The following is a 19,683-nucleotide window of genomic DNA, read 5'->3' on the forward strand; positions in this document are numbered from 1 at the left end:
GAAGTTTATGAAACGTGTAACTAAAGCCATGAAGGCTGCTCTTATCGCTGCCGGTCTGATGACCACCTTTGCAGCCACATCCGCCAATTACCCTAACCGTCCGGTGAAATTCGTGGTGCCCTGGCCACCAGGGGATCTGGAAGATATCCTGACTCGCGTTATCGCAGAAGAGATGTCGAAAGAAACGGGCAAACCCGCATCTGTCGTCAACAAACCCGGAGGTGGGGGTGTAGTCGGGGCAACCGACGTCTCTCGCTCTCGCCCAGACGGCTTAGTGATCGGCTCTTTTGTGGCCGACATACTGACAACACAGGTACTGTTTGGCACGGCACCTTTTGACCAAAACAGCTTTGAACCTGTCGGGATTTTCCTCGACTACCCATTCGCTATTGCGGTTAAGTCCGATGCACCCTACAACAACCTCGAAGAACTGGCCGCATACTCTAAAAGTAACAAAGTCACGTTAGGTCACTTCGGTTATCAGGCTCTGCCAACGGCAATTACCTTTAAAGCGGCTGATCAGATTGGGATTAAGTTCTCCTCTGATGCTCCATTCGATGTGCTGGATTGTTCAACCTTGGCAAATGGCGATGCCGATGTCATCAACACCACCACACAGCTGATTTTGGCGTGTCTGAACTCGGGTGATGTAAAGCTTCTGACGTCTATTAGCCGCGACCGTTTATCCATAACACCAGACGTGGCGACGTTAGCGGAACAAACGGGTATCACCCAAACTACGTGGAACGGCTTGTTTGTGAAGAAGGGCACCCCTCAAAACATCAAAGACAAGATTGCAGGTATCGCTGAAAAAGCGTTGCAGGCAGACCGTGTTAAAGAGATCAGCATGAACACCGGTGCTGGCGTGTACTGGTTGGGTGGCAAAGATGCCGAAGCCTTGCTGGCAAAAGATTTTGAACAAGCGAAATCGCTGCTCAACTTCATGAACCAGTAAGACCAGAGGGGGCATTGCCCCCTTTGTAAGGAGTGCCGTATGATCTCTGAATCCCAATCTATAGAACAACCTTCCACCTCGCCTGAGTCCAGCCCTACATGGGCTCGGGCGACCGGTGGTATTTTTGTTTTGTTCGCCATCGCTGGCGTGCTATTGCTTTGGCAGCTTCCAAACGAAGCCGCTTGGGTGAAAACCAAGCGAGGCTGGTATACCCAACCTATGATGGGACCTGCGTTGGGTTTGGGTGTGTTTGTTCTGTTTGCTGTGTTGAAAGTGTTTCAGCACCTTCGGCAATTTCACCTTCATCCACTCAAAGCCCTCGATTCCGGTGCTGACGCTGTCGCCAGCTATCGAGTTGCCATCATCGCCAGCGCATTATTCGCGCTCTATATCCATTCTTTGTCGATCATGGGCTTTGCCCCTGCCACCTGGCTGTTTGTACTGACTCTGTTATGGGTGAGCCGACTTTTGAATGGATTCTGGATACTCACCAGCTTAGTTAGCGTGGCTGCTGTGGTGTTGATTTTCAGAGTCATGCTCAACCTTTGGTTACCGGATGTCTGGCTGTACGGGTTACTGCCAGAGGAATGGTCACTGTTTGCTAACCAGTATCTGTAAGGAGACGACATGGAAGCATTAATGTTAGGGCTTGCGGAAGTCGGCACGGTTAGCGTAATTACCGCCATATTGCTGGGCGCGCTGATCGGCGTAACCATTGGATCGATTCCGGGGTTAGAGCCCGCTGGCGTTATGGCGATTTTACTGCCCATCAGTTTTTCTATGGAGCCTTTAGCGGGCGTCAGCCTTCTGGTCGGGGTATACGGCGGCGCATGGTATGGCGGTGCTATTCCGGCTATTTTGATGAATACCCCGGGTACTCCGGTGGCGGTGCTTACCACGTACGATGGCTACCCAATGACCAAGCGGGGCGAAGGCAAGAAAGCCTTATCCATCGCTTATTCCGCATCTTTTGTAGGCGGTTTGGTCAGCATTATGTCTCTGGTGTTTTTAGCGCCTGTCTTGTCTCAGATCGCCGCCAATTTTGGTTCGGCTGAGTTTGCCATGCTGGCATTACTGGGCATGGTGTTTGTGGTGCTGGCGCACCGTAACCAAGTACTGGACGCCGCCATGATGCTGGGGCTTGGGATCTTCTTTGGCTCTATTGGTGTGGATCGCTCCTACAACACTCTTACCTATACCTTTGGTCAAGAATGGTTGCTCGGCGGTATTCCTCTTGTACCCGCGGTGATCGGCTTGTTTGCTATGTCGCAAGCGTTTGTGCTGCTCTCCCAAAAAGGTGGAGACTCTAAAGCCACCAAACTTGAAGACGAGGGGTACTTTTCGGGGCTGATTACGCTGGCTAAACACAAGGTAACCGTTGCGCGCTCCGCCATTCTTGGGGTCGTAATGGGTCTTCTACCTGGCGTTGGTGAGTTTGGTTCTCAGTTTTTCTCTTATACCCTTGCGCAGAAGTTTTCAAAAACGCCTGAAAAATTCGGAGAAGGCGCAGAAGAGGGGCTGATTGCCTCAGAAACGTCCAACAATGCGGTGACTGCGTCGGTGATGATTCCCCTGCTCGCGTTTGGCATTCCAGCCGATGCACTAATGGCGATGTTGCTGGCAGTATTTATGGTGCACAACTACATTCCCGGTCCTACGCTGTTTGTGGAGCGCCCAGAGTTTATCTCTGGCTTGTACTTGTCTCTATTGCTGATCAATATCGTGGTATTTGTTTACCTCACCTTTGCCACCAAATGGATCGTCAACTTAACCCGAATTCGCGGTCGCTTTATTGGTGCTTTTATCTTGGTGCTGGGTTTTATTGGCAGTTACAGCCAAAACTACCAATTTTCCGATGCCATGATCGCGCTCGGCTTTGCAGGATTGGGTTACGTTTTACGTAAGAAAAACATCCCTGCAGTCCCTATTGTGCTGGGATTGGTGTTGGGTCCTGTCTTTCTGGTACGGATGCGTCAGGCATTAGGGGTAGCAGATGGCGATTTAAGTATTCTGGTCACTCGTCCTATCAGCGCTACGTTACTGGGGCTGACCGTATTGTCGATCGTCGTTTACGCTCTATCACTGAAGAAAAAGGCTTCCTAAACAAAAAAATCCCGCAACCCAATGGCTGCGGGATTGTTACAAATATTGAGGAACACTAAACTTCGCAATTGTTACGGTATACCAAGCTGGTCAGCTCGACTTTACTGTTGATTTCCATCTTAGCGAAAATATGTTGTAAGTGGGTTTTTACCGTTGGCAGGCTACAACAAAGCTCGTTGGCAATGGCTTTATTCGGCATGCCCTGCAAAGCGAATTGTGCCACCAAGCGCTCTTTTTCCGTTAGAGAATACTGGTCGCAGAAGGCTTGGTAACTCATGGATTCCGGCGTGGACATACTCTGGTTGAGAGAAAACTCGATGTAACGATGCATATGATGCAGCTTCATTACATCGTCTGCCCCCATGGTGTTCTGGTTATTGCCAACAAACATGGCAGCACCGGCCACCAGCTTACCGTCTACATGGAAGAACAGCTCAATGATGTCGTTGATTTTCCAAGGGCGAATAAAATCTTTGAAGTAGGTGTGTGACTCCCGGTTATGCGCGGGAACCAAATCGCTCATCTTCACGACCTTTGCTTCTGAGAAACGAAAGTTAGTAGGATGAAGCGGATCGGTTTTGTAGAAATGTTCGAGATACTCCCGATGCATGGTAGGTTGAATCTTGACAGACTTGTAGCACATAGGTTTAGCTTGATCGTCCACCAAATAACTTGCCATTTTGGCGAAACTAAACATGCCAGAAAACAAACCCAGTAGCTCATCCTGAAACTGGTTTAATTTCTCTAACTGAGATCCTTGTGCGTGATAAGTCATGAGTATCCAGCCTCCATAAACACTGCTGTTAAGCCCCATACTATCGGCTTTTCCAGAGATACCACGTTATTACGATCACACAAATTAAACAATTATTTAAACTATCAATAACATTCTTATTTTTAAGAAAAGAGACCTGCATTCAACACTGGATGAGCCATGTAGAAAATATGGTTTTAGAAGTGGAAAATTCATGAAAAAACCAGCTTCTCTCTAACATCAGCAACCTGGGCTGGAACAAAAGGCTAATAATCACGCAAGAAGTAGAATTATTTGCATTTGATAATGGTTTTCATTTAAATTATCCCCCACTTTGTGCAAACAGGATCGAGATATGGATTTAGAGCAGTGTTGGGCGCGCTTCATGAAAGCAGAAGAATTGCTAGAGCAAGGACACTGGCCTGAAGCACGATACCTCTTTGAAGATGTACTGGACCATCTTCCCTCTCATATCTCTGAAGCGGTCGAGAGTGATGACATCAAACCATGCCAAATGTCATGCCTGCTAGCAGGCTTCAAAGACGCGGCGATCAGTCAATCTGAAATCCTCAACCGTATGGGTCAACAACAGGAAGCGTTTGATTTACTGAATCAAGCCTACGCGCACATGCAGTTTCTTGCGTTGGAACAGCAAGACATCGTTCGCGCCGTTGAGCCAAACCTAATCCAGCACAGCGAAACCATTTTCCGACATATTGCCGCCTTCTGCGCCGCTCAGCGCAACTCAGAGTGGCAACTGGAATTGGATGCGCTGCAGAAAGCACACCATCACTTCAACCAATTAAAGCTGTATTCAGAGCGAACCAGCGCCGTTTACACTCTGAATTAATAATAAGGAAGTTCAATGTCACAGTCCCCAATTCTTACAGTTCGCGACCTGTCGGTAACCTTTACCACTAATGACGGTCCTGTTCATGCAGTAAAAAACGTAAACTTTGACCTGAAAAAAGGTGAAACACTGGCCATTGTTGGTGAATCAGGTTCAGGTAAATCGGTTTCTACTAACGCCGTGATGCGTTTGCTGCCAGATAACTCCATCATTCCACCTAGCGCCAATATTCAGTTTGAAGGCAAATCCATTCTGGAATTGTCTGAAAAAGAGATGCAAGCCATTCGTGGTGACCGTATCGGCATGATTTTCCAGGAGCCGATGACCTCTCTGAACCCTTACATGCGCGTTGGTATTCAGGTAGCGGAAGCCTTGATGTGTCACCGCAAAGTGACCCGTTCTCAGGCAAAAGAAAGGGTACTGGAACTGTTCAACCTAGTTCATCTGCCAAACCCAGAAACGGCTTACACCAAGTACCCGCATGAATTCTCGGGTGGTCAGTTGCAACGTATCATGATTGCGATGGCGCTGATGAACGAACCAGACATTCTGATTGCAGATGAACCCACAACTGCACTGGACGTAACCGTTCAGGCTGAAGTACTGAACCTGATTAAAGAAATTCAGGAAAAGATGGGCATGGCTATCCTGTTCATCACCCACGATTTGGGTGTGGTAAAACACTTTGCCGACCGCGTAATCGTAATGTGCAAAGGTGACGTCGTTGAAGAAGGTCAAACAGCAGAGCTGTTCAAGAACCCGACGGAAGACTACACCAAAATGCTGATCAACTCGATTCCGCACGGCAGCAAAGACCCTGTTGCTGATGACGCAGTTAACCTGCTGAAAGCGGATGATATTCGCGTGAAGTTCCTGATCAAGTCTCACTTCATCCAAAGCCGCAACCAGTACTTTGAAGCAGTAAAAGGCATTTCGCTTGAACTGAAACAAGGTGAAACGCTGGGTATCGTAGGTGAGTCTGGTTCAGGTAAATCGACATTAGGTCGCGCTCTGATCGGTCTTCTTCCATCTGAAGGTAAGATTGCCTACCGTGGTCGTGACCTGAGCACGTTGACTGAGAAAGAGAAATTTGAACTGAAGAAAGACGTTCAGATGGTGTTCCAGGACCCATACGGTTCTCTTTCTCCACGTATGACCGTTGGCGATATCATCACCGAAGCACTGACCGTTCACCAACCGCAGCTTTCGCGTGCTGAGCGTATGGAGCGTGCTCGTAAAGCGCTGGAAGAAGTGCGTCTGGATCCACACTCAATCAACCGTTACCCACACGAGTTCTCTGGTGGTCAGCGTCAGCGCATCGCGATTGCACGTGCGTTGATTCTTGAGCCTTCATTCATTCTTCTGGATGAACCAACATCGGCTCTAGACCGTTCTGTTCAGCTGACGGTTATCGACCTTCTGAAAGATCTTCAGAAGAAGCACAACATTGGCTTCCTTTTCATCAGCCACGACTTGAGTGTGGTGAAAGCCCTGTCTGACCGTGTAATGGTGATGCAGAAAGGCGTCGTGATGGAAGAAGGTACGGCAGAAGAGATCTTCAACAATCCGAAGAACGAATACACGCAGAAACTGATTGACGCGTCGTTCGATCTGGATGAAGAGCTGGTTGCATAACCTTTACTTTTCAAACAGTTAGAATTCTGAAATGCCTCTTACTGATAAGAGGCATTTTTTTATGCAAAAAAACCACACATTGAATAAGCAAATATGAATGTATGTACTATGCTTTTAGCCACATAACTAGAAAAAGGCTAGGCTCGACTCATGTACAACATGGCAGGTCGAAAGCTGGAAGAAATGGCTGATGTCCGTTTGCTCCGACGCAAACGAACCATTGTGGTACTGTCGGTTATTGTTTTTATCCTGCTTTCTGTATTTGGATTTCTCAGCATCAGTCACGGAGACCATTTTCAAGGCTCTGTGAACTACATCAGCGCATTAGTCATCTTCTCGAATCTGGCTCTGTTCCTGAGCCGCGGTCATTACACCCACGCAGCTCATGTGCTCACCATTGTGCTTATTACGCATGCCATTGTTCTGATATTAACGGGCGGGCTGTCTAAATCTTCGGTTTACTGGATCTACCCGATTCTTGCCACCATCATTTTCGTCAATTCGGTACGCAGCGCTCTGATTGCCACCGTAAGCTTCTACATATTCTGCATTGTGGCGTTCACCTCTCCCAACTTCCCGTATCTGTCTGCGGATTACTCCGAGTTTTCGGTCGGGCGTTTTCTTACCAGTATGATGGCTTTTTTAGCGATTTGTCATTACTTCGCTTACCAGTACTGCAGAACCAATCATTACGTGCTGTCGCTTTATCAGGAAGGCATAGAAGATCTGGCTTATCGCGATGCATTGACCGGGCTTGCTAACCGCTGGAGCTTTGAAAAATGGGCTGAACCCAAGCTGAAAGAACTCAGAAACAGTAACAAGCTCACTGCATTGGTGTTTGTCGACATCGACAACTTTAAAGAGATTAACGACAACTACGGGCATGCCATTGGCGATAAGGTTTTACAAAGTTTTGGGCAGAGGCTGGCAAACAATCTTCGGACTAAGAATCGTAAAGATCAGAAGGACGAATTTTCTATCGCACGCTACGCTGGCGATGAGTTTGTCATCCTGCTCTATGACGTGCCTGATTCAAGGGCGCTGGACAGTATTCTTCACCGGATTATGTCTCTGTTTAACGACGGTTATCAGGTGAACAATCAGGTGAATTACGTCACCTTAAGCGTGGGCGTTTCGATTTATGGTCAGGATGCCATGGAGTTGCCCGAACTTCTCCGATGCGCAGACAAAGCCATGTATGCCGCCAAATGTGTGGGCAAAAATGGCTACGAGTACTACCACAATGTTCACAATGCGCAGAATACGTCCAGCAATGTGAAACCATTTAAACGTAACCGTTCTAAAGAGTGTTGAAACACCCACTTATGATCTAAAAGTAATGAGAAATCGCAAGATAACGAGCACGGATGTGCTCAATCAGCAGGCTCACTTTTTTCGGCGGCTGACGGGTGAATGGATACACGGCGTAGATGCCCAGTTTCTTGCCAACCAGCTCAGGGAAGATATCCACCAGCTCACCACTTCGAATGTCGTGATATACCAAACACCTTGGTACATAAGCAATGCCGTGGCCGCCTAGTGCCGCTTTTCGAAGTGCCGTTGCGTTGTCGGTAGAGAAAGAGCCTGACACCTTCACAATGTAGTTACCTTTGGAGGATTTAAACTCCCAATCTGATGCGCCGGTGGTTTGGTAAGCGTATTGGAGGCAGTTGTGGTTAATCAGATCTTCCGGTTTGAGGGGTTTGCCGTTTTTTGCGATATAAGAAGGAGAAGCACAGACTAACCACTGAGAATCCAGAATGTGGCGTGCAATCAGGCTAGAGTCTTCCAGGTATCCCGTACGAATTACCAGGTCAAACCCACCTTCAACCAGATCCACAAATCGATTATCCAAAGACATATCAACCGTTAAGCCCGGATGCATATTACAAAACTCGGCAACCGCATCCGCCAGAATCAGATCTCCGGAAATCGTAGGCACCGACATTTTCACGTGACCACTCACCTTTTCCCCGAATCCGACAATCACGTCCATGGCTTCATTGACTGCCTGATTGACGTTTTTCGCCCCTTGATACAGCGCTTTACCTGCCTCGGTAAGAGTCAGTTTTCGGGTGGTTCGATACAACAACTGCACGCCCAGCTCTTCTTCCAAGCGGGCTATTCGCTTACTCACCACTGAATTAGTCAGGTCGTTCTGTTCAGCGACCTTACTGAAGGTGCCTAACGCAACCACCTGATAGAAAAGGATTAAGTCATCACTGCGCATGAATTATGTCACTTTTGGAAAAAATTAAAGACATTATTTCCTGCATTGACTAAAAATGATAGGAGACCAATCACGTTTATGCCCCGATATTCCTTAAAGAAAGGGGGGATCTGACCGCATTCCACGCTTCTATCTGGAGCTCATTTACTTTTCAATAGGTTTGCGGAATTTGACGACGATATCATCGTCAAATTCCTTGAAAATCAGAGGTGAATTTCGACTAGCAAGAATGTGTTTTTATGCAATGGCATCTTCCAGAATGGCTTTCGACTCTGTCAGTGTAATGGAGCCATTCTCACTGAGTTTGACCTGACCATGGGATTCCAGCTTATCCAAAACATCCTGCACCGCTTTTGCCTTGTCGCCACCGTGCTCGGTGAGTTTGGTCTGCATTCCCAAGCTCTGATAAAACGCTTCCATTGCGGCAATGGTCTCAATCGCCAGATCTGGGGAGTCAGCCAACCCAAACACATTACGCCCAAGTTGTTCCAATTTGGCTTGCTTGTATTTCAGTTGGTTACGAAGCAGCGAGGGTTGAATAATGGCAAGAGAATGGGCGTGATCCACACCGTAAAGCGCCGTCAGTTCATGCCCAATGGCGTGCGTCGACCAGTCATGCGGAACGCCTGAACCAATCAAACCGTTAAGCGCCTGATTGGCCGCCCACATCAGATTGGCGCGCCATTCATCGTTGTCGCGTTGCTCAAATCGCTCACCAAGATCTTTTAGGATTTTCAGCAAAGATTCCGCATAACCATCCTGAACCATGGTGCCATTTGGCTTGGTCAGGTACTGTTCACACACATGTACCCACGCATCGACAATCCCATTGATCAACTGACGTTCTGGCAATGTTTTCATCACATCAGGATCCAACACGGCGAATTTTGGCTGTACGGCTGGGTGGTAAAAAGACAGTTTGTCTTGCGTTTCGGCTTTGGTAATCACCGCTGCCGCATTGGATTCAGACCCTGTTGCAGGCAAGGTCAACACAGCACCCAGAGCCACCGCACTTTCTACGCGGTGTTTACCTTCAAGGATATCCCAACCGTCCCCTTCATAATGCGCCGCCGCAGCGATGTATTTCACACCATCAATTACGGAACCGCCGCCAACTCCGAGAATAAATTCCACGTTCTCGCTTTTAACAATGGCAACAGCTTTGTCGAGTGTCTCTTTGGTCGGGTTTGGCTCCACGCCAGAAAACTCCTGCCATTCGTAGCGTTCCAACGCACTGGTAACCTGTTCGTAAACACCGTTTTTCTTGATGGAACCGCCACCATAGACCACCAAAACCTTGGCGTCGGCAGGGACAGATTGAGCGGTTGCTGCGATCTGACCTTGACCGAAATGGATCAGAGTTGGATTAACATAGGAAAACTTCATAGCAAAGCCTCATAGATAGAAAATGCAAAAAACCCTAACTGACGATGTCAATCAGGGCTAATCTTATACTCATTTTACTCGCGAAAGATCGCTGACGCCTATATTTTATGCCGCCGCTATCGGGCGCTGCTTGGCAAAGAATGTTGGGTATTTTTTTCTGATATGGCGTTGTTCTTCAACCATGTTTTTCAGGCTTGGACCTTTAGAGAGCTGAAAAATGACTTCGTTCTTGTCAAATCGCAGCAGTGAACCTTCTACCGGAATGTGTGTATTGGCATTCAGTCGCAAAGTACCCGCCATGCTCAGCCCTCGGTATAACGACGCTACGTTCGCCATTAGCACACGGATACCTTTTTCAGAGACTTCGCAAATGTGGTAGTACTGATCTTTTACGCGCAAAACAGGTCTTTCCTGCTTTGGGTAACGCAATCGATAGTATTTTCGCTTTTGTTCAAAATCTGTCTGGCTCATGATGGTGAATACTCCGTTTTTCACTCAGCACCAGAAAATCAAGTTGGTGCTGTCACGATATACTCCAACTTATCACAGTTAACGCCTTCTTCATCGGCTCAGAGTCTATCAAATGATTCTTGTCTCAATAATAAGCATCGGCTGATCGCAAATTTTCTTTAACAAATTCTTCTCAACATTTTTCGAGCTAATTAGAAAACAATCTGGATTCTTTACTATTCTTTAGTATGTACTAATAAAACGGCTGACTCAGGTTAGCGGTGATGCTTTTGGATTCTTTAGCCACAACAATAACTAAGGCGAATCCCAAGCACAGGAGACAGTGTCAGAGGTAAACATGAAAAGGCTTTTATCGAACATTCCACTTGCGATCACCATCCTGGTTTGCGCAGGTATACCCTTACTCCTTACCCTTGCTTTAAGTGGCACACAAATTGCTCACTTTAATGCTAATCAAGCTGGTTCAAATAAAGATCAGGAATCCGTCAGGCTCATTCTGCTATACGATAATCTTGCTCACAATCTCGCCGTAGAACGGGGTTTGTCTGCAGGGGTACTAGGTAGTAAAGGGAACCCAAAAAACGTCGCTAGCCTGAAGGCACATCGACAAAAAGCAGACACACACGTTAGAGCCTTTCTTGCGTTTAAACCTGAAAACTTAGACTCAAACTTCGTCATGTCACTAAAGCGTGATATTGAAGCGCAGCTAAACAGGCTCTCAAACATTCGTTCACAGGTTGATTCTCTGACACCAAAAGATTCCCCTTTTGCTTATTACTCCAACATAAATCAACTGACCATCGATAATGCGCGCTTAATTATGGCTGAACTGAGCAATCACGATTTGATCGCCAAAGGTGAGTCTTTACTCGGCATAATCGAGATGAAAGAGCGTGCTGGGCAAGTTCGCGGCGCGTTGAATGGTGCGTTTGCCAGAGGAAACTCCTCTGCCGGTCAATACACAGCAGTCTCGAATTACATTGCATCAGGAAAGTATGCTGAACGAGTGGCTTTACTCACGATGCCATCACAATTCGCTAATGAACTCAGTGAAATAAAAACCACACCAATCTGGAAAAATGTTGAAAAGATCCAGAAGCAGTATCTGGATCAAAAAAGCAATCTCAGTGATCTGAAAGGTCCAGCTTCTTCTGACTGGTTTGGAGCTGCTACCGAAAGAATCAAATTGATCAACGGCATCCGAAACAAACTTCAGGCGGCGATGCTAGAAACCGCTTCTATACAAGCGAAAAGATCGGCCAACTATACGATGATGTATCTGATAGGTACTGCAATTACATTTGTATTAATTGCAGCCTTGATACTGTTCACTATCTCCGGAGTGAAGCATCGTGTGAGTCGCTTAATGGCGCAGCTATCGACCATAGCGACAGAACGCAATCTTTCGATACAAGTCGATGAATCGGGTAAAGATGAATTTGCTCAGATTGGAAGCAGTATCAATCACATGACTTCCAGCTTCAAAACAACTCTTTCCCATGTAACGGAAACCAACCAACATAGCTTCAGCCGACTACAGACCATTATCGACTCTGCCAGCTCACTGGATAATGGCAGCAAAGAAACGGTGGCAAAATGTTCCAGCATCGCAAGTGCCACAACTGAGCTTTCCCAATCATCGGTTGAAATCGCAACGACATCTGATAATGCCTTATCCGAAACAAATCAAATGACAGAAAAAGTTTCCAATTGTTTGTCTTTGAGTAAAGGAGCTTTTTCTGCTGTGGAAACACTCATCAACCAAATAGAACAGACCCAACAGTGCATCACAGAACTGGAGAGTGATGCCCAAAGCGTTAGCCAATTCGTTTCAACCATCAATGACATTTCTGAACAGACAAACTTACTGGCACTGAATGCTGCCATTGAAGCTGCACGCGCTGGTGAGCAAGGTCGGGGCTTCGCAGTCGTTGCGGATGAAGTTCGGACATTGGCGCAAAGAAGTAAAGAGTCCACCGAAGAAATCAGCGCTTTACTGGCTAAAATCTCCAGTAACACCAGTAACGCTTCCTCCAGTATGGTAAGCAGTTCAAAAGCAACAGACAGCACTCATAACAGTGTATCTAAGGTCAATGAAAGTGTATTCGAGTTGCAAGATGTTATCGCTCGAATGGGTGACCACATTGCTCAAATAACCAGTGCGACATCTGAACAGTCTCAGGCAAGCAGCGCGATTGATGTAGATATTGATGTTCTCAATGATATCGCCGCGCAAACAGGCAACATGGCAGATAGTTTGATGAAGACTGTTTATGCCTACCAAGATGAAGTTGACCAGGTCAATAAGGAACTTAAGCAATTTAAGTTCGTTTGAACACAGAAAAAGGTTTTAAATATTAGGCGACTTTCAGGGTCGCCTAATATTTAAAATGATGTCCGTTCAATAGTTAACGTGACTTGTGTAATAAGTCCCAACTCCTAAACAAGCAAAATTAAACCTACCTTTGTTTCTAATTTATTTATGAGAATTAGAACCATATCCAAAATTTTCAAAATCCACTTCAACTAACCTTCCAAAGTTATTTTCATTGCAACCTGACTATTTATTCACTCAATTAACAATAAATAGTCAACAACGATAAAACCACCTAATTTTCTTAGCGAAAAACTTAAAGAAACCAGATAAAAAAAGGAGGCAATACATTGAAATAAAAGGGAACTAAAACCAATAACAATCACTAAGGAACATCAAATGGCAAACTTTAAACACACCGTATTGCTAGCTTCATCGCTCGCAATATTCAGTGGAATTTCTTACGCCCATGCTCCGGCAGATATGGGCGTTGTTAATGAGGAAAGAATAGCAAATATGCTCATTCGCTCCGGAAAATTAAGCAAAGATGCAACACAAAGTGAAAAAGAAGCCGCAGTACACGCTTATTTAAAAAATAAGAACAACTACGGTTTAAATGGAAATGCCCAATTCGGTAAAAAGGCAATAGAGAAACGAAATAAGATATTAAAATCCCTCGCGCAGAAAAAAGGACAAAAACTGGATGCGAGTGCATTGGGGTCGCGTTCAGTTATTGTAAAAAGAACTGACAGAGTCATCGCTCTGATGATTGATTTCCCAGATCTTCCCTGGGATGACAATGGTATTACGGCAGAACATACGGACATGCTCTATGACAGCTACCCCACCTCTCATTACGCCGACCTGTTGTTTGCCCCTTCAGGTTACGAAGGTCCAAATGGTGAGAACCTCACTTCAATGAGGCAGTTTTATGAACAGGAGTCTGGCGGAAGCTATTCAGTAGCTGGTGATGGGTTTGGCTGGTATCGAGCGGCAAACAATGCGGCTTATTATGGAGGGAACTCCGCAGATTCGGGGAATGACCTCAACCCTCGAGAACTGGTTCGCGAAGCACTTAACCAGCTTGCCATAGATCCAAGCGTTAACCTTGCCGATTACGATATCGAAGATCGATATGATTACGATAACGATGGAAACTATCGCGAACCTGACGGGCTTATTGACCACCTGATGATCTTTCATTCGTCCGTGGGTGAAGAAGCAGGTGGCGGTGCGATTGGAGAGGATGCTATCTGGTCACACCGTTGGGATCTGGGCAGTGTTCATTTACTGCCAGGTACCACAAGCTCTTTACCCGACCGCTTCAATGGGCAATATGCCGCTTTTGATTACACTATTCAGCCCATTGATGCCGCTGTTGGGGTAGCTGCCCACGAATATGCCCACGACCTCGGTTTACCAGACGAATACGACACACGAGGTACGGGAAACGGCGAGCCAGTGGCTTATTGGTCCATGATGTCCTCTGGGAGTTGGGCGGGCAGCCTTGCGGGTACTCAGCCCACCGCATTTAGCTCCTACGCAAAAGAGTTTTTGCAGGAGTCGTTAGGGGGAAACTGGATAAACTCGACTCAGCTTTCGCTTGCGGATCTGAGTCAGCCTCGATATCTGAGCCTGTTTGAAACCACTGATAACCTTCGACCTAATATGGTGAGAATCGACCTTTCAGCCAAGAAAGTGGACAACACCAGTCCATTTGAAGGGAAATTCGCGTTTTACAGCCAGAAGGGAGACGATCTCAACAACTCTATGAGCCGAAAAATTCGGGTACCTGAAGGAAGCTCCGTCTCGCTCAAATTCAAAGCCTGGTATGAGATAGAAAAAGACTACGACTTTGCTCGTGTGTTGGTTAACGGAACTCAAATTCCCGGAAACATCACAACCATGCAGGACCCGTACAACACTGGGCTTGTACCTGCCATTACAGGCGAATCTGGTGGTTGGGTAGATGCGGTGTTCAACGTATCCGAATGGGCGGGAGCTGATATCACCCTCACATTCGATTATGTCACTGACGGCGGTCTGGCAATGGAAGGGTTGTATATCGATAACATCGTATTCGATGCAGACGGTGTAATTGAGAACGTAGATGACGCGGAAGGGGACGAAAGCAGCTTTAGGTTTAATGGGTTTGAGAGAAATGCGGGATATCATTTCGCCGATCATTACTATTTGCTGCAATGGCGCAGCTACGATGGCGTGGATCAGGGCTTAGCCAATATTCGTCGTAGCGGGCAGTTGATCTCTTATGACCCGGGATTGATTGTGTGGTACGTCGACAATTCGTTCACAGACAATTGGGTCGGCTTACACCCGGGTGAAGGCTGGCTTGGGGTGGTCGATGCGGATCAAACTCCGTTTATCTGGTCGAATGGCGATGTTGCTATTTCACGGTATCAAGTCCGTGATGCTGCATTCTCGTTAGAAAACAACTCACCGCTGGTTCTTGTCGATGACCAGGGTAACTTGCTGCAAGACACCAACTTAACACCAGTCAGTTTGTTCGATGACAGTATAGATTACTCTTCGCCAACTGCTCCTCATTCGGGTCGTAAACTGGCAGAAGTAGGATTATCTATTGAAGTGATTCATCAGGCGCAAGACAACAGCTACGGGGTAGTGCAGATTTCTTATCAGAAACCGAATGAAGCACCTTCCGCTGCATTTACGTTGGAAGTTAATGGTATGTCGGTAACGGCAACCAACTCCAGCAGTGATCCAGATGGCGAAATTGCCAGCTATCTTTGGGACTTTGGTAACGGGCAAACCAGCACCGACGTTAACCCTACATGGCAATACGTTGAAGCGGGTGAATACACCGTAAGTTTAACCGTGACTGATAATGATGGCGCGACTGCGTCCTATTCTGAACAGGTCGAAATTGTTACTGATGTGAATGAAGCACCAGTTGCACAGGGCGATTACTTCCCGCTATTTGGGCGATTTGTCCTGCTGTATTCCACCAGCTACGACCCGGATGGTCACATAGTCAAAACGCGTTGGAAACTGGGTAAAAACCGCGTTCGATTTGGCAGTGTGATATTCACACGCTTACCTGCCAATAAGAAAGCAGTAAGGCTGACAGTAACAGACAACGAAGGCGCAAAGGATTCCACCAAAATAAGGTTGGATTGATCTCGATAAAAATAAAGCCAGCGATTGCTGGCTTTATTTTTGGTTTCGTATTGTGCGTCTACTTCGGATAGTTAACTACATAGATAATTTCATCGCCTTCACTGGTACATTTATTCGTACCAAGTAGCTTAATAGACTTATTAGACGCCCACGCTGTCAGCAACATCGAATACTTATACTTAAACACATCACCTGATATGTCCATCTCTTGAAGTCTCAATAACTGTCGCTTGGCACACGCTGGGACATCTGATTTCACTACTGACACAGGCTTAATATATAAGCTTCCGCCATACCAATAAGGGTGAAATGTCCCTGTGTAATTTCCTGCTACTGCGTTCGTTCCAATTAACGACGCTGCTATGAAAAACAAAGCGCGCACAACATTTCGATTAATCCATCTTTTTGGCATATATTTCTCTTCTTATCTATCTGAAACTACATAAACTACTTTGCATGCACTCGAATCCGAATTTGTGCGAATCCAAATTGGGTGACCCTGTGTATGAGCAGTAAGCAGCAATGAATATACAGCGTTGTAATTTTTACTTGCGGGATCCAAATGGATATAGCCATTCTTACCCGCTTCACACGTCAAGTTTGCTTCATTACCAGAAGTCCCAATAACTGAAGTGCCGTCGGTATTCACATATAGGCGACTCACTTTAACCCCAGTACAACTGTGACCCGAGCAGTCAGCAAATGCCTGAAAAGAGAGAAGACCAAGAGCTAAAGAAACAATGAGTTTTTTCATCTTTTAGCCCACTCGGTGAACTCGTAAACGGTCACCACCAGTACAAGAGTCAGAATGACTCTCTCTGTCATAGCCTATGTTGACTGTTTCCTTGGTTGTATAAGCTGTAAGAATACGTGACATAACCAATTGACGAGATTCAGATGAAATCGCGGGGTCAATTGCCATGTAGTCAAAAAGCGTACATTTCGGATGACTTTTTGGCATATTGGTCACTTGAATTAAAATTAAAGTGCTGCCCGGATATGTCAGAACATTTGTTATCACTCCAGTAAAGTTCGCAGTGTATTTCGCATGCGCAGAGGTAGATGCCATTATCAACATCAATAAAGCCAATATTTTTTTCATTTATCTTTTCCAACTGAGGTTAAAAATTAGTGCATATAGATATCGTAAATGGCGGGTCTGGTTTGACCCCAATATTTCTGTTTAGTACAACCTGATATCCAGAAATTTACCGTCTGTTTCGACGTATAAGCTGCCAGGAGTGCTGAATAAAAGCGGTTGCTCCCTGCAGAGTCATTAAGCTCAGCAACATAGAAGCTCGTCCCTTCGCAGTTGCCTGGGTTTTTAATAGGCTGAGAAAAATCGACTCGAACGAAATTCCCCTCTCTTTGCATATTGATTAGCTTAATCTGCCCCTTCTCTGAGCTAACGCCTGAAGCCAATACCAGATTCGGTAGCAAGAATAGCGTACTAAATAAAATGGTTTTGATTACTTTCATTTGGTCACTTTTACAGTAATGAGGTTATTGGATGTGAAGCCCGGTAGCTGTGCAAAGCTCGCCCGATTTTGTGTAGTCTATTCTGACCACTTTGAAGCCCGCTGACTTTGCCGTTAGCACTTGGGAGAACATTGCTTTTCCAGCTTCTGTAGAGAGATCGATATACATGATTCCCCATTTACATTGAAGCAAACCTTCAGAAGTATAAAACCCAGCCTTAGATGAGCCTTCAGAAAAGGTTCGAACAATAGTTTTGGGTTCGAGAATTTGACTGGCGACCGAATAGAATGGGAACAATATAATTAGCGAAATCAAAAAGTATCTTATATTCAAAGCATACACCGATAAAATAAATCTCTTACGAGGTTTTTACCTAAGAAGAAATATTAACAGACCTATATCTTCACTGATATAGTTCCAACAAAAATTAATTTTCAAACCAGATTAATAATAAATTCTTGCATAGGAAACCTGACAACCTTTAGAACCATTTTTGATTCTTACCATCAAGTTATTTCCAGCCGCCATAGCTGTCAATATTGTAGAATACACTTCATCAAAATATGGATGATTCTTATTCAACGTCATGCTAGTTCCATCTAGCTGACAGTCCAGATTATTTCGCGAGCTTTCTGGTGGAATAATATATACACCACCTTCATGAACCATCATAGAAGAAACAACCTGCGCGCCTTTTCCGTAGCATTCATCCCTATTACAAGCCGCATTAGCAATACTACTGATTAAAGATAAACCAACAATAGAAGCCAGTAATGTTATTTTTTTCATTTTAATACCTATCTAATTAACAAGTTTTGGACCAAAATACCAACCAGTGATCCATTGCCAAGGTTTTGCCGTTGTCTCGCAGGATTTCCCATCGTTAAACCACATAACAACTTCTTTATTTGTTGTTTGAGCAGTCAATAATGTCGAATAGACGGTTTTACATGCATCGGCACTTATACCATGCACTTCGTTGTCAACTTTACACAACCTTGGCCAAATTAAGGGGCCTATTCTCTCGACAATTACGTCACCTGTTTTTGCTTCAATACTTACTCCAGTTACTTTGCCTGAGCAGGTGTAATTGGCAGCAATTGCATTAAACGAAATAGATGAAAGCAATAAAACAGTGGCTGTACATAAATAGTTCACTTTGACATTCCTTCTTGAAGATATCTTCAGGTTATTTACTTAAGTGGTCCACGACAATAAGACACCCAAACTTCAGAGCTGCCGCACCCTGAGTCGACCACACAGTCGATAGGTTTTGATTGAGTACTCATCATCAACAGCCATGAATACGTTTTCTCGAAATGCGGCTTATTCATGTCCATACGAAAGTAGGTAGGACGCTTGTTGGCGCAACTGCCTTGACTAGTTCCATTTAAGAAAAATTGCCCATCGGTACCAATATGGACATAAGAAGGAACACCTAAGCTGATCCATTCCCCATCTGAATTCGCATTGATTGCACTTGCGTTAAAGCTCATCACTATGCTGGCGACAAGTAATATTTTCTTAATCATTTTAATGCCTTGCAGACTTTAGATAATCGGCACAAATGCTAGCGAATTGATAATTCACCATCAATGAAAGGCAATTTTTTTAGGTAAAAAACGAGAGCGACACTACAAATATCAAATCACAAAATATTGATAATATTAATAAAAGTCATCCTACGTATAAATGAATAAAAAGAGAGAAATCCATCAATATTCAATTCTACCTGTCCATTTGATTGGGAGCCAACAGATGAACAAGATGGATAGGAATGGTGGAAGAGATCGCGATTAAATCTTTTCTTAAGATTTCTACTCTTTGAGTTTGTAGCATTATTTAGTTCAATGGTGGAGGATCGCCTGCAGTAATGTATTTTGCGATACAAAAATTAGATGCATTTTTGATTGAATCATCAAAACTTAAAGCAATCTCTTTTCCAGAAGAATACGTAGCTAAAACCATGGAATAGGCAAAATCACTAGTGCCTACAAACAGGACATTTTGATTTCTCCATTTAGGACAATTACCTGCGGATGTTACACCATTTAAGGTAAACCAAAAAACTGGGGGCTTCCATTGATGGCCGGAATAATCATCATGTACCCGGATAAACTCTACTGTACCCTTAACATACCCTTTTTCCGCATACGCATTTGAAGAAATGAGAAAGAAAAGAATGACAAGAAATCGTGAGTATTTTTTCATATTTTCTCCTATGGAAAACAAACCTAGTAGTAATAGCTTACTCCAATTTAAAAACTACCAAAAAACTTGAAATATATAAATCAAAGAGATATTTAAATTAGTATGATTGATTTAGAATGCTAACCCGTGAAGACAGATA

At 45.1% G+C, this 19,683-nt stretch carries 19 protein-coding genes; 8 read left to right on the forward strand and 11 right to left on the reverse strand.

The window, feature by feature from the left end; genetic code table 11:
• Positions 1-7 precede the first annotated feature (7 nt).
• Genes INR79_RS18210 through INR79_RS18220 form a run of 3 tightly spaced genes read left to right on the forward strand, consistent with a single transcriptional unit; the run spans position 8 to position 3,058 of the window.
• On the forward strand, positions 8-955 hold the full coding sequence (locus INR79_RS18210; RefSeq protein WP_004405575.1) for a tripartite tricarboxylate transporter substrate binding protein: 948 nt from the start codon (positions 8-10) through the stop codon (positions 953-955).
• A 39-nt stretch (positions 956-994) separates the two neighbouring features.
• Positions 995-1,573, forward strand: coding sequence for a hypothetical protein (locus INR79_RS18215; RefSeq protein ID WP_223098419.1), 579 nt, complete (start codon positions 995-997; stop codon positions 1,571-1,573).
• 9 nt (positions 1,574-1,582) lie between these two features.
• A complete protein-coding gene (locus INR79_RS18220) occupies positions 1,583-3,058 on the forward strand; it encodes a tripartite tricarboxylate transporter permease (RefSeq protein WP_223098436.1) in 1,476 nt (491 codons plus the stop codon).
• Between the two features lie 55 nt (positions 3,059-3,113).
• Here INR79_RS18220 and INR79_RS18225 read toward each other — a convergent pair whose 3' ends face one another.
• Positions 3,114-3,833, reverse strand: a complete 720-nt coding sequence (locus INR79_RS18225) for a helix-turn-helix transcriptional regulator (protein ID WP_038123113.1) — start codon at positions 3,831-3,833, stop codon at positions 3,114-3,116.
• A 334-nt stretch (positions 3,834-4,167) separates the two neighbouring features.
• Here INR79_RS18225 and INR79_RS18230 point away from each other — a divergent pair, with 334 nt between their 5' ends.
• From INR79_RS18230 to INR79_RS18240, 3 genes are all read left to right on the forward strand, one after another.
• Positions 4,168-4,662, forward strand: coding sequence for a hypothetical protein (locus INR79_RS18230; protein WP_004405580.1), 495 nt, complete (start codon positions 4,168-4,170; stop codon positions 4,660-4,662).
• A gap of 15 nt (positions 4,663-4,677) precedes the next feature.
• Complete coding sequence (locus INR79_RS18235) at positions 4,678-6,297, forward strand: ABC transporter ATP-binding protein (protein WP_004405581.1); 1,620 nt, start codon at positions 4,678-4,680, stop codon at positions 6,295-6,297.
• A gap of 150 nt (positions 6,298-6,447) precedes the next feature.
• Positions 6,448-7,611, forward strand: coding sequence for a GGDEF domain-containing protein (locus INR79_RS18240; protein WP_022605879.1), 1,164 nt, complete (start codon positions 6,448-6,450; stop codon positions 7,609-7,611).
• Positions 7,612-7,627: 16 nt separating this feature from the next.
• Here INR79_RS18240 and INR79_RS18245 read toward each other — a convergent pair whose 3' ends face one another.
• The 3 genes from INR79_RS18245 to INR79_RS18255 all read right to left on the reverse strand — a co-directional run bounded on the left by INR79_RS18245 (position 7,628) and on the right by INR79_RS18255 (position 10,384).
• The gene (locus INR79_RS18245; RefSeq protein WP_004405583.1) at positions 7,628-8,527 is read right to left on the reverse strand and encodes a LysR family transcriptional regulator; all 900 of its coding nucleotides are present in this window, start codon (positions 8,525-8,527) and stop codon (positions 7,628-7,630) included.
• 237 nt (positions 8,528-8,764) lie between these two features.
• On the reverse strand, positions 8,765-9,913 hold the full coding sequence (locus INR79_RS18250; protein ID WP_223098438.1) for an iron-containing alcohol dehydrogenase: 1,149 nt from the start codon (positions 9,911-9,913) through the stop codon (positions 8,765-8,767).
• A gap of 105 nt (positions 9,914-10,018) precedes the next feature.
• Positions 10,019-10,384 carry a hypothetical protein gene (locus INR79_RS18255; RefSeq protein WP_004405585.1) on the reverse strand — a complete coding sequence of 122 codons (366 nt, stop codon included), beginning with the start codon at positions 10,382-10,384 and terminating at the stop codon, positions 10,019-10,021.
• A 337-nt stretch (positions 10,385-10,721) separates the two neighbouring features.
• On the opposite strand from INR79_RS18255, the gene INR79_RS18260 reads away from it, so the two are divergent.
• Positions 10,722-12,719 (forward strand): methyl-accepting chemotaxis protein, encoded by a 1,998-nt coding sequence (locus INR79_RS18260; RefSeq protein WP_223098440.1) that lies wholly within the window; start codon positions 10,722-10,724, stop codon positions 12,717-12,719.
• Positions 12,720-13,097: 378 nt separating this feature from the next.
• On the forward strand, positions 13,098-15,854 hold the full coding sequence (locus INR79_RS18265; protein ID WP_223098442.1) for an immune inhibitor A domain-containing protein: 2,757 nt from the start codon (positions 13,098-13,100) through the stop codon (positions 15,852-15,854).
• 757 nt (positions 15,855-16,611) lie between these two features.
• On the opposite strand, the gene INR79_RS18270 is transcribed toward INR79_RS18265, so the two are convergent.
• From INR79_RS18270 to INR79_RS18300, 7 genes are all read right to left on the reverse strand, one after another.
• Positions 16,612-16,956, reverse strand: coding sequence for a hypothetical protein (locus INR79_RS18270; RefSeq protein ID WP_022591980.1), 345 nt, complete (start codon positions 16,954-16,956; stop codon positions 16,612-16,614).
• A 26-nt stretch (positions 16,957-16,982) separates the two neighbouring features.
• Positions 16,983-17,333 carry a hypothetical protein gene (locus INR79_RS18275; protein WP_022591979.1) on the reverse strand — a complete coding sequence of 117 codons (351 nt, stop codon included), beginning with the start codon at positions 17,331-17,333 and terminating at the stop codon, positions 16,983-16,985.
• A gap of 24 nt (positions 17,334-17,357) precedes the next feature.
• Positions 17,358-17,501: a hypothetical protein gene (locus INR79_RS18280; protein WP_022600605.1), complete on the reverse strand. Its 144-nt coding sequence runs from the start codon at positions 17,499-17,501 to the stop codon at positions 17,358-17,360.
• Positions 17,502-17,777: 276 nt separating this feature from the next.
• Entirely contained in the window at positions 17,778-18,122 is a 345-nt protein-coding gene (locus tag INR79_RS18285) for a hypothetical protein (protein WP_022562091.1), read from the reverse strand.
• A gap of 12 nt (positions 18,123-18,134) precedes the next feature.
• Positions 18,135-18,491, reverse strand: coding sequence for a hypothetical protein (locus INR79_RS18290; protein ID WP_022562092.1), 357 nt, complete (start codon positions 18,489-18,491; stop codon positions 18,135-18,137).
• 35 nt (positions 18,492-18,526) lie between these two features.
• Positions 18,527-18,865, reverse strand: coding sequence for a hypothetical protein (locus INR79_RS18295; RefSeq protein ID WP_045963289.1), 339 nt, complete (start codon positions 18,863-18,865; stop codon positions 18,527-18,529).
• Between the two features lie 310 nt (positions 18,866-19,175).
• Positions 19,176-19,544 carry a hypothetical protein gene (locus INR79_RS18300; protein WP_223098444.1) on the reverse strand — a complete coding sequence of 123 codons (369 nt, stop codon included), beginning with the start codon at positions 19,542-19,544 and terminating at the stop codon, positions 19,176-19,178.
• Between the last annotated feature and the right edge of the window lie 139 nt (positions 19,545-19,683).

Source organism: Vibrio sp. SCSIO 43132 (genome assembly GCF_019904195.1).
Classification (GTDB): Bacteria; Pseudomonadota; Gammaproteobacteria; order Enterobacterales; family Vibrionaceae; genus Vibrio; species Vibrio nigripulchritudo.